This window comes from Planctomonas deserti, from assembly GCF_003067705.1.
Classification (GTDB): Bacteria; Actinomycetota; Actinomycetes; order Actinomycetales; family Microbacteriaceae; genus Planctomonas; species Planctomonas deserti.
In genome coordinates this window covers 951552-963621 of record NZ_QANL01000002.1, presented here as the reverse complement: position 1 = coordinate 963621, position 12070 = coordinate 951552, and the positions used below count along the sequence as shown (strand labels likewise).

The 12070-nt window shown below is 73.5% G+C and carries 5 protein-coding genes; all 5 read right to left on the bottom strand.

Translation table 11 applies throughout. The annotated features are described in order from the left end of the window. Positions 1-98 precede the first annotated feature (98 nt). The gene (locus DAI20_RS18980) at positions 99-1013 is read right to left on the bottom strand and encodes an FHA domain-containing protein (protein WP_240606014.1); all 915 of its coding nucleotides are present in this window, start codon (positions 1011-1013) and stop codon (positions 99-101) included. 248 nt (positions 1014-1261) lie between these two features. After that, a complete protein-coding gene (locus tag DAI20_RS10650; RefSeq protein ID WP_108250506.1) occupies positions 1262-3634 on the bottom strand; it encodes a transglutaminase-like domain-containing protein in 2373 nt (790 codons plus the stop codon). Further along, positions 3634-5016 carry a DUF58 domain-containing protein gene (locus DAI20_RS10645; RefSeq protein WP_240606013.1) on the bottom strand — a complete coding sequence of 461 codons (1383 nt, stop codon included), beginning with the start codon at positions 5014-5016 and terminating at the stop codon, positions 3634-3636. The genes DAI20_RS10650 and DAI20_RS10645 overlap by 1 nt, the downstream gene beginning before the upstream one ends. A gap of 128 nt (positions 5017-5144) precedes the next feature. Next, complete coding sequence (locus tag DAI20_RS10640; RefSeq protein ID WP_108250673.1) at positions 5145-6116, bottom strand: AAA family ATPase; 972 nt, start codon at positions 6114-6116, stop codon at positions 5145-5147. Positions 6117-6151: 35 nt separating this feature from the next. Continuing rightward, positions 6152-12058 carry an Ig-like domain-containing protein gene (locus DAI20_RS10635; RefSeq protein ID WP_108250505.1) on the bottom strand — a complete coding sequence of 1969 codons (5907 nt, stop codon included), beginning with the start codon at positions 12056-12058 and terminating at the stop codon, positions 6152-6154. Positions 12059-12070: the final 12 nt, after the last annotated feature.

Here is a 12070-nt window from a genome sequence, read left to right as displayed (position 1 = left end):
CCGGTCTCCTCCGGTCGCGTGGGCGGCATGCCGTGGAGAGCCCTGGCGAGGCCGCCCGTGGTGGCGGAGAGGCCGCATCGGCGCGGTCCCGCCCGCGTTCAGCGGACGTCGAAGTGCTGCTCGCCGATCTCCACCCTGTCGCCCTCGCCCACGCGATAGCGCCTGCCGCCCTCGCACCGGGATCCGGTGCCGTTCGGGTGTCGCAGGATCGTGCCGTTGCCGGAGAAGCGGTCACGGATCCACAGCCGCCCGGCGTCGACCACGAACTCCAGGTGCGTCTTCGAGACCGACCGTGCCGGGTCGAGGATGCGCACGAGCGCGTCGAACCGCTCACCCTCCTGCGGGGTCGGGTTACGGCCGATCAGTCCCGTGCCGTGCAGCGTCACGACCTCACCCGTGCTGAACCGCGCGACGACCGAGCCGCAGACCTTCTCCCGGGGCCCCCGGTCGAACGGCGCCGCCACCCTTGACCCGCCGGACTCCTGCCCGGGCCCGACCGGCGGCGACGTGCGCGGCTCGGGTGTCGGCATCGGCATCGTCGGCGGGACCGCCGCACGCCGATCCCCGTGCTCCACGGGCGGCAGGGCCTGCCGGGGGTGCTCCGGATCCGGCTCGCTCAGCCAGGCCGGCTCCGGCCCGGGGTCGTGCTCCGCGGGATGCCACAGCTCCGCGCCGAGCCCCGGCTCGGGCTCGGGCCCGGGCTCCGGTCGCAGCTCGAGCTCCGGCCTGGCCGCCGGACCGGGCTCGGGATCCGGCGGCCGGTCGCCCCCGGTGCGCACGGTGGTCTCGTACTCGGGACCGGACGCCGGGCGGTGGCGCTCAACACCGGAAGCAGAGACGGGAACCGCGGGCCCGACAGCGGACGCGTGACGCCGATCCTCGGGCGCGGCAGCCCGCTCGGGCGCGGCAGCCCGCTCGGGCGCGGCAGCCCGCTCGGGCACCGCGGACCGCTCAGACTGCGCGGGCCGCTCGGGCACCGCGCACAACTCGGGCGCACCGGGTCGCTCGGGCATGCCGCCCCGCTCCTGCGCGCCCGCGCCCTCCCGGACGCTCGCGCGCTCGGCTGCTGATCGCGGCGCCCGGGGCAGCGAGCGGTCGAGCGCCGCGTCCATCCAACCCGGGCGGCGCGCGGCGGTGCCGCACTCCCCGCAGAACATCGCCTCCGCCCGCAGCAGGGCGCCGCACGCCCGGCAGCCCGGACTTCCCGGACCGTTCGGACTCCCCGGACTCTTCGGGCTCCCCGGACCGTTCGACACCCCGGTCACCGCGTCCTCCCCCGGTCGGCCCCGGCGCCGCGCCCGAGCGAGCGCAGCGACACGGCCGCCTTGAACCGCTGCCAGCGGGTGAGCGTGCTTCCCATGGCACCGCGCAGCTCGCGCACAGTGGACCAGACCTCGCCCGCCTGGCCCTCGTCGGCCTCGCCCGGCGAGAACACCGCCAGATCGGCCGCCGCCGCCAGCCGACGCGACGCGGGACTGCCGACCGCGCTCGCGATCTCGCGCCGCGTGCCGGACTCCGGCAGATCGTAGCCGTGATCGAGCGCGATGTCGGCGAACTCCGCCCAGCCCCCGCGGATGCGGTCGAGCGGGGTCCCCCGCCGCCTCCGCTGCCTTCTCCGGCGCAGCTTCGCGCCGAGGATCGCGAGGAAGGGGGAGGCGATCAGCGCGGCGGCAAGGAGCGTCCAGCCGAGCACGCGCAGCACGGCGAACAGGATGGCGAGGACGGGGTCCTGCCCGTCCGGCTCCTCGTCGGACGTGTCCGGCGGGGTCTGCTTGTCAGGCTCCGTCCGCTCCTCCGCGGGCGGCGGCACGACGGACTGGGGACGCGAGACGAAGGTGGGGTCCTCCGGGGCGGCCTCGGGGATCTCGCGCACCTCGGGGTTGGGATCGACGCCGACCCAGCCGTCCTCGGCCGTGTTCACCTCGATCCACGCGGTGAGGTCCGCACCGGTGACCGTGGTCCGATCAGCACCCGCGCGCCCGTCGTCCGCCCGGAAGCCCAGCACGACACGCGCCGGGAAGCCGATCTCGTTCGCGAGGACGGCCGCGGCCACGGCGTACTGCTCGGCGTCGCCCACCATGGGGTCGTCCGTCAGCAGCTGCACGATGCGGTCGACGGCGTGGCCGGACCGGCTGAACGGCTCGTCCGGCCCGACGCTGTGGCTCACGTAGCCGCGTTCGCGGAGCGCGGTGAGCATGGCGACGAGCCGGCGACCGGGATCGCGATCCGTCCCCACCATGCCGGCGAGCGCCGTCGCCACCTCCTCCGGAAGCTGCGGAAGCGCGGGGACCTCGGCCGGTCCAGGATCCGCCCGCGCAAGCTCCCCGTCGGCGCGGGACGGCGGCACGACCGCCTGCAGCGAGTACGAGTCGCCCTGCTGCAGCCCGGACACGACCGCCCCCGCGCCCGTGTTGTCGTTGTAGAAGAAGGAGTCGCCGAGGGTGCCGGCGCGCGGGCCGTGGAAGGTGATGCGCTCCAGCTGGCCAACGCTCGGCAGCCACACGTCCTCGTACTCGCCGACGGTAACGTCGATGGTCGCCACCCGTCCGCGCACCTCCGCCTGGTCGAGCTCGTAGGGCACGCGGGTGAAGGATCCGGACGCACTGGAGAGATCGGGGGTGCCGACGCTGTAGACGACGCCGTTGTACGCGTCCATCGTCGCGAGCCGGAGCCCCGCACCGGCGGGCAGCCCGGAGACCGTCATCAGCTCCGCCGACGCCATGGCGGGCTGGAAGTACTCGCGGAAGCCGGCGAGCGGGCTCGTGTACTCGCGCGGGTCGAAGGGCTGCTCGACGGCCGCGCGCAGGACGTCCCGGTCGCCCCGGGGCGGCACGAGGGTGGTCGCCCCCTCGGCCACGACGACGGCCACGGCGATCGTCGCGACCGTGCCGACCACGCGGCCGGCGGTGAGGAGGCTGCGCTCGGGCGCCTCGATGGGCATCCCGCTCTGGCTGTTCAGCAGGCGGATCGCGAGCGACCGTCGCGCCGCGCGCAGCCAGGCGAACCAGAGCAGCGCGCCGACGAGGAAGGCCAGCCCGAGCTCGACGGGGAACCGGGCGGTGTTGGGGCCGAGCACGATCCCGGCGACGAGGAGGGCGGCCGGGGCGAACACGGCGAGCTCCCCCACCCGGGTGCGCACGGCGACGGTGACGCCGATGATGGTCGTGACGAGCACGAGGATGAACGCCGGCACGAGGAGGGTCTGGTAGTCGCCGACCGGCAGCGAGATCGTCAGCAGCTGCTTCCAGCCGAGCCCGGCGCCAAGGAGCAGCTGCTCGAGGCCGTCGAGCGTCGGCAGCAGCCCGAACAGGGCCTGTCCCGGCACGGCGATGGGCACGCCGAGCAGGAGGAAGGCGGCGAGTCCCGCGGCGAACACGGTGAAGCTCTGCCAGCGGAGGCGGGCGCCCAGCCCGGCGATCACCCAGCCGGCGAAGACCGTGACGAGCACGAGCACCGCGAAGCGGTGCGTCTTGTAGATGGGCCACAGCGAGTAGGCGGAGAGCAGCTGGAGCAGCAGCACCGCGATCAGGTTCCCCGTCGCGGTCGCCCGGGAGGCGCTGAGGGCCCGGCTCGCGCGCCCGGTCCGCTCCGGCCGGATGGGACGCGCCGTGCCCGCGGCCTGGGTCGCGGCCATCAGGCGGCGGCCGATCGGGTCAGGGACTTGGCGAGGTCGTCGAGGTAGCCCACGGTCAGGACGCTGAGGCCGGCGACGCGCCGGAGGCCCGGCGTCGCCCCCGGGTCGCACACCACGGCGACGACCTCGACGCCGAGGGGGAACTTGATCGAGGCCGCCCGCAGCTCGGTGCTCGACGCCCCGGTGCCGCAGACGAGGAAGGCGACCGACATGCCGGACACGGACTCGCCCGCCACCCGGGCGAGGTCGACGAGCGCGAGCGCGTTGTCCGCGCGCTGGACGACGCTCAGGTCGTCGAGGAGGCGCGTCCTCGTGATGGTGCTCAGGCGCCTCAGCGCGTAGGTCTTGCGCTTGGCGAACTCGGGGGTCCGCTCGCTCGCGACGATCGACACGTTCCTGGCGTCGCTGATGGCGCGCACCCCGAGGGAGCCCGCGACGCTCACCGCGAGCTCGAACTCCTCGTCGGTGGCGTAGTCGCTCGAGGCGAGACTCAGCGCGATCATGATGTGGCTGCGCCTGGTCTCCTCGAACTGGCGGACCATGACGGTGCCGGTCTTGGCGCTCGATCGCCAGTGGATGTGCCTGCGCTCGTCGCCCGGCGAGTACTCGCGGACGGCGTGGAAGGCCACGTCGCTCGCCGACAGGTCGCGGGTGGGGTTGCCCTCGAGGTCGCGCACGAAGCCGGTGCTCATGCTCGGCACCGGGATCGTGCGCGGGTGCACGAAGAGCCGCAGCGCCTCGGCCGCGCCGGACTCGCGGCGGAGCAGCCCGATCGGGTCGCCCTTGACCGTGCGGACCGGCCCGACCTCGAGCACGCCGCGCGCGGTCGTCGGGACGACGAACACCTCCTCGTACGTGCGCCCGGCGCGAAGCGACGGCACGGGGAACTCGGCGAGCCCGCGCGCGACCGGCACCTCGACCGTCGTGCCCAGCAGGCGGCGCGAGGTGGGGTTGCGCACGATGACCTGGCCCGGTGCGCGGTCGCCCACGACGACCCGGGTGTGCGGCATCGCGATCCGGATGTCGAGCGGCGTGTTGCGGAGGAGGGAGAACAGCGCGACGACGAACAGGACGAGCCCGGCCCAGGCGACCGCGATGAACTCGAGCCAGCCCAGCGCGTACCCCGCGGTGAACCCGAGCAGCACGAACGCGGCGATGGTCCAGCCGAGCGGGGTCACCACCGACCCGACCGTGCGGAGGGCGCGCGCAACGAGCCGCCTCGCAGCCGCGGTGAACCGCACGAGGGAGATCGCCAGGTCGGCGATGACGCCCGTGTGCCCGCCGACGATGCGGGTGCGCCGATTGCTGAGCGCGCTCATCCCGGTGGAGTGCTCGGACTCGAACCGGGCGCGCCCGCCGGATCCGCTGGTCGAGCCGCGCACCGGACGGGCCCTGCGCCGCTGGCGCGTCCGGCTCGAGGCCGGGGGCGTGGGCACGGCGAGGTCGGCGCCCGCCCCGGGTGCGGGTCGGGCGCCGGATCCGGACCGGGTCGAGCGGGAGGACGCGGGCGTCACATCGCGTGCCGTTCACTCGGCGGCGGCGTCTCCAGCAGCACCTGCGCCAACACGCTCGACGTCGTGACGCCGTCGAACTCCGCCTCCGGCTCCAGCACGAGGCGGTGCGCGAGCACCGGCTCGGCGAGCGCCTTCACGTCGTCGGGCACGACGTAGTGCCTGCCGTTGGCCGCGGCCCACGTCTTGGCGGTGCGGACCAGGGCGAGGGCGCCGCGGACGGAAGCGCCGAGGCGCACCTCGGAGGCCGAGCGCGTCGCGTCGACCAGCCGGGAGACGTAGTCGTTGATGGAGGACTCGACGTGCACCGTGCGCGCCGTTGCGGCGAGCTCCAGCACCGTCGCCCCGGTGACGACGGACGGCACGCGCACCTCGTGCGGCCGGGTGGCCGCCCCCTCGAGGATGCGGAGGGTCGAGGCGTGGTCCGGGTAGCCGATCGAGGTCTTCAGCAGGAAGCGGTCGAGCTGGGCCTCGGGCAGCCGGTAGGTGCCCGCCTGCTCGATCGGGTTCTGGGTGGCGATGACCATGAACGGCGAGCCGACCTCGTGCGAGCGCCCGTCCACCGTGACGCGGCCCTCCTCCATGACCTCGAGCAGGGCTGCCTGGGTCTTGGGGCTCGCGCGGTTGATCTCGTCCGCCAGCACGATGTTCGCGAAGATCGGCCCCGGGTGGAAGTCGAACTCGCCGGTCCGCTGGTCGTAGATGCTGACGCCGGTGATGTCGCCGGGAAGCAGGTCGGGGGTGAACTGCAGGCGGCTGTTCATGCCCTGCACGCTCTGCGCGACCGCGCGCGCCAGCGAAGTCTTGCCCGTGCCAGGGAAGTCCTCGAGGAGGAGGTGGCCCTCGCTCAGCAGCGCGGTGAAGGCCAGCCGGATCACCTGCGTCTTGCCGAGGAGCACGTGCTCGACGTTGCCGACCAGGCGCCCGAAGACGTCCTCGAACCAGGTCGCCTGTTCGGGCGTCATCGTCATCGTGCTGCCTCTCGAGTCGATGGTCGCGTCCATGACTAGTCCCCCCTGTAGTGCTGCGTGTACGCGGCGCCGTTCGCCGTCACCCGCACGATGAGCTCGGCGACGTCGTCGCCTCCGCCGGTGGTCTCGCTCTCCCCCGACGCGGGCATGCTGCGCCAGGTTCCCCCGCCGTCGATCGAGTAGTCGACCGACTCGTACCCCGGCCCCGACGGCGCACCCGTCCAGGAGAAGATACCCGACCCGTCGGCGGGAACCTCGTTCTCGCCGGGCGCCTCGCCCTCGACCGGAACCTCGGCGCCGGCCTCGCTCGGGGTGAAGCGGACCCCGGCGGCCCGGGCGTCGACGGCGACCCCGGCGGACACGGGCGCCGACCACGCGCTCTCGAGGCGCGTGCCGTCGCTGTATGTGTCGATCGCCTTGACCTCGATGGCCGCGGGCTCCCCCGTCGGCACGAGGGTCAGCACGCCGCCCTCGTTCGCCGCCGCCTCGGCCTGCCGCCCGGACACGCGGTAGACGTACTGGCGGGCCGCGTCGCCGCCCGTGCCGGGCGAGTCGATGCCGGCGAGGACGGGCAGCGAGACGCCACCCGCGGCGGTCAGGTCGCCGTCGGCCGCCCGCGTCACCCGCACGTCGTTCACCGTCGGCGCGACCCGGGGGATCACCGGCCGGATCTCGGTCACGAGGGTGCAGCCCTGGCTGTTCGCGGCGATCACGGCGAACCGGTACTCCTGGTTCGCCGCCAGCCCGGTGAACCGGTGGCTGTCCGCGGAGTCGGCGGGCACGGCGCCCGTGATCGCCGGCGACCACGGCACGACGCCCTCGGTCCGCATCGAGCAGGAGGGCACGTTGCCGCCCTGGTAGGCGGCCACCCAGTACCGGATGCCGTCGCGCCCGGATCCGGCGAACGGCTGCCAGCGGAGAACGACCGTGCCCGCGCCGTCGTGCTGCGCCTCGGGCGTCGGGGTGCCGACCTGCTGCGGCCGCCCCAGCGGCACGTCGCTTCCGCTCGCGGCGTTCCAGACGCTCGCGCTGGTGACCTGCGCGCGGTTGCGCGGGCTCACCGAGAACGGCACCGTCGAGTCGTTCGCCGCGGCGTTGCGCACTTCGACCGAGGTGGTGCCGGCGGGCACGTCGCGGACGACGCCGCCGACCGTGACGATGTAGTTCGTGACGGCGCTGCCCGTGCCCGTGTCGACCGGGTTCCACAGCACGCGGAGGCCCGTGCTGAGCGGCTCGGAGCGGAGACCGGTCGGGGCGGCGGGGATGACGTCGGACCAGAGGTTCGGCAGGGCCGTGGGGTCCGACGCACCGATGCCGTTGATCGCGGAGACCTGGATGCTCACGCTCCGGTCGGGCCCGTTGCCGTCCGTGGCCACGTCGCACGCCGTCGAGACGCAGGTGCGGGTCGAGACGACGGTGCCACCGCGCACGGCCCTGACCTCGTAGCCCTGGATCGGCGAGTTGTTGAACGCGGCGGCGTCGAACGCCACCGAGATTTGGCGGTCGCCGAAGCCGGTGGTGCGCAGGTTCGCCACCGGGTCGGGGCGGTCCTGCACCGAGATGCGGACCGTTGCCCACGCGCTCCGGGAGGGATCGCCTGTCGCGTCCGTCACCTGGTACTGCACGGACACGTCGCCGGGTGCGACGTCGGGTCCGACGGTGATCGACAGGGTGGACCGGTCGGCGCTCGGCACGACCTCGACGCCCGCGGGCAGCGACCCGCTGTCGATGCCCCGGACGGCGGTGACGCTGAGCGGCCGGCCGGGGAACGGGTTCGTCGCCTCGTCGTTCTGCAGCACGTCGACGACCGTCGTGCGCCCGCGAGGCGCGATGGCCGTGTCCGCCGCCGGCTGCGCCAGCGGGCGGGTCGACGGCACGACGCGCAGGTCGATGCGGCCGGCCTGGCCCTCGTTGAGCGCATCCCGCACGGCGACGGTCAGGGCGGACGTCGTGCCCTCGCGCGCGCCCTCGTCAGCGTGCAGGAGGAGCGTCTGGCCGGAGATCGACGCGCTGAACCCCGCGGGACCCTGCCCGACGATGGAGTAGCCGAGCTCGCCGAGGTCCTCCGCGTACGGGTAGGTGGTGAGCTTGAGGAGGTCGATCTCGCGGTCCTGGCCCGGCTCGAGCTCGAGCACCGCACCGTTGAAGGCGGGCGGCTGGTTCTCCCGCGGGGTGACCGTGATCGGGAGCACGAGCGTCGCCTTGCGGCCGTCGGGGTCGTCGGCGGACGAGCCGTCCGTCACCTCGAAGGAGATGGAGGCGGGACCGAAGTACCGGGCCTCGCTCGTGAAGCGCAGCGTGTCGGGGTCCACGACGAGGCTCTGCCCGCTCGCGTGGGTCGCCCGCACGGTGTTGGCGTCCGTCAGCCGCACGTCGCGGCCCTCGACGGCGACGACGTAGTCGGCGAGCTCGATGGTGAGGGCGGCCTCGCTCTCCACCGCGAGGCGCGGCGCGCCTTTCTTCAACTGGGGCAGCGCGTCGGCGAAGCCGGGGACCCAGATGAACGCGTACGCCGAGACCCGAGGGTCGTCGGGGTGGGCGACCCGGAACGGGATGATCTGCCGCTCGTCGCCGAGCGTCACGCGCACGCGCTTGTCGTCCGTGATCTCCGCGGAGTCGGAGAACACGTCGAGGTCGAGACCGGCGACGGAGCCGTCCGCGAAGAAGACGTTCGACAGCACGTTCACGTCGATGGTCTCGCGCCCGAGCACGTCGGACAGGGTGAGGACCGTGTCGTCCGCGACCGGACGGGACAGCGGAGCGTCCGCGGCGACCACGACGGTGAGGAAGTTGGAGCTCGTGCCGCCCCGCTCGTTCTCGATGTCGTAGACGAAGCCGTACCGGCCCGGCGTCTGCGGCGCCGCGACGCGCACCACCATGTCGTTGTGCGTGGCCTCGATACCCTCGATCGTCGGCGTGACGCCCGTGATCCGGATCGCCCCGCCGTCCGGGTCGGAGTCGTTGGCGAGCACCTGTACGGACACGGTGCGGCCCGGGCGCACGGTCACCTCGTCCTGGATGGCGATGGGGTTGCGGGCGCCGTCGTAGCGAGCGCTCACGCCCACCCGGACTGTGCCCGTCGCCCGCGCGCCGAGCGCATCCACCACCGCGTAGGAGAACGTGTCGGTGCCCGCGGAGTACTCGCCCGCCTCGTACTCGATCCAGTCGTCCCCGACCGCCGTCACGGCGCCCTTCTCCGGGCTCCGCTCCTGGCCGAGCAGCTGCACCGAGTCGCCGTCGGGGTCGATGCCGGCGAGCGCGACCGGGATGCGGACGCGCTCCCCCGCGATCACGCGGGCGGTGAGGGTCTTCGGCACCGGCGGGTTGTTCGAGGCCTCGTCGACCTCGCGCACCGCGATCGTCACGGACGCGGTCGCCCACTGCCCGTCCGGGGCCTCGACGCGGTAGACCGCGCTGAAGTTGCCCGTCTTGTGCGGGGCGAGGTAGCGGAGCCGGTCCTCGGCGGCGAACAGCAGTCCGTCGCCCTCGGGGAGCCCCTGCGGAAGCGTGGGCGCGAGGGTCAGCGGGTCGCCCTCGGGCTGACTGTCGTTGGCCAGCACCGGGATGTCGATGGCGTCGCCGACGCGCACCGAGATGGTGTCGGCCACGGCGATGGGCGGCTGCTTCACGGCCGGCTCGGGGACCTCGACGACGGTCACGGTGCCGTCGGCCTGGGCCAGGCCGTTGCTCACGCGGTAGATGAACGAGACGGGGCCCTCGAGCGGCCGGGTGAGGGTGACGCGGAGGAGGCGCTGGTCGAGGATCTCGACCTGCACGCCGGACTCCTCGGGCACGTCCATGACGCCGGTCACGAGCAGCACGCCGCCCGCGGGGTCGATGTCGGTGGCAAGCACGTCGACGTTCAGGGTCGACAGTTCGCGGATGAACGCGGTGTGGGTGACGGTGATGGGGCGCGTGTTCGCCTCCGGCGGCGCCGTGACGTCCACCCGGATCTGGCCCGTGACGGTCTGGGTCCCGTCCGAGACCGTGTATTCGAGGTAGTAGGTGCGGAGCTCGGTCGCGGTGAAGCGGAAGGTGCCGCCCTCGTAGTCCGTCGTGATCGTGCTCCCGGTCGCGGTCGGCACGTTCGTCAGACGCACCTGTCCGCTCCCGCCGCGGACGTGCACGAGCGGGGAGATCGTGGTCTCGGTGTTCGCGTAGGCGAGCACCACGAACTGGGAGGCGATGATCGGCACGTCGCCCACGCGGCGCACGGTGACCGACATGGACCCGGCACTGGTCTCCCTGCCGTCAGAGACGACCAACGAGACCGGCCGCACCTCGGGGCCGTTGGGGGTCGCCTCCGTGAAGGCGACGGCGCCCTCCGGCTTCCAGGTGACGGAGTCCGGCACCTCAGTGGACGCCTCGACGAGGTAGAACGGGTCGCTGTCGGGGTCCAGCCAGTCGCCGAGCACGCTGCGGCCGGCCCGGCCGCCCTCCTGCACGTTCAGGGTCGTCGCGCGGACCTGCTGCGGGGGCGAGTTCTCGTCGTCGCCGCGGACGGTGACCGACACCATCGCCGAGGCACTGCCGCCCCTGCCGTCCGTGATGGTGTAGCCGAAGCTGAAGCTGCCCGTCACGTTGGGGGCGAGGGTGAGCTGAACGCGCTGGCGGTCGCTGACAAGCTCGAGGCGCCCTACGTTCTCGTCGATGGGGGTGACCTCGGAGATGACGATCATGTCCCCGTTGGGGTCGTAGTCGTTGAAGAGAACGCGCAGGACGTTGGCGCGGCCCGCCCGCACGCCGACCTCGTCGTCGACGGCGATCGGCGGGGCCTGGGTCTTCTCGTAGTCGAGCGGGACGTCCGCATCGGTCCTCTCGACCTCGCGACTGTTCTGGTTGCGGGTGATCAGGTCGGCCCAGTTGTCGATGACCTCGTTGCCGCCCTGGACGGCCCAGGAGACACCGCTGAGCGCGTCGTTGAGGACGACGTTCCTCCCGTTCACCCGGTAGGCGAGATCGGCGTCCTCGCGGACGGACTCGAGCTCTGCGGTCCGGCCCTCACCGGCGTCGCAGCGCTGCCAGCTCGTGCCGCTCGACCACGCCGCGTAGTCGCAGCCCTCGACCGAGACCGGGGCGGCGGGCGCTCCGTCGGCAACCGCGGCGAGCTGGCGCACGCCCCCGCCGACGGGCAGGGCGAGCATTCCGCCCCGGTGGGAGACGAGAAGCTCCTCGCCGTCGACGGACGGCTGCTGCAGCACCGCGCCGCCCGGGTCGGCGATCGTCTCGCCGAGGTCGATGCGGCGGCCGTCGAAGACGAGCTGTCCAGAGCCGCCGTCGTACACGGCGGGCCGGCCGGCGACGCTCGTGACCTGGAACCGCGCGTCGGTCTCCTCGAACTCCAGCGACTGCACCGAGGTGACGGAGTCCCCGTCCGCGGTGTCCACCCGGTAGAGCTCGCCCGCGTCCGGCGAGTACGCGTACAGGGTGCCGTCCGCCTGGACGCTCGTCACGGTGCCGACGCCGAAGCTCAGCGTTGGCTCCGACAGCGAGTCGAAGCTCGACAGCTCGTCCGAGGGCATCAGCCAGATCTCGCCCGTGCCCGTCGACGTGACGACGGCGCGGGACCCGGCGAGGAAGATCTCCGGCGCGCCCGGCGGCAGCGGCAGGCTCGAGTCGACCTCGCTCGTCGCCGCATCGACGATGTCCACCTTGTTGTTGCCGCGGTCCAGCAGCAGCACGGTGTCCGCGCGCTGCACGACGTCGAGCGACGCGCTGTCGCCGCCCACGACGGTGTTCAGCTCGAGGACGCCGACGTTGGCGCGGCCGATGGCGCGCTCCTCCGAGTTCGCCACCCACACGGTGCCGTCGTCGAGGTCGACGCGCTGCGCGCTGTAGCCGCCGGAGACGACGGCGACGGTCGCCACGATCGCCGCGACGAGCGTGCCGCTCGTCGCCGTGGCGACCATCGACCGGTGAGCGGCCAGCCAGGCCCGCATCATCGGCCGGACCCC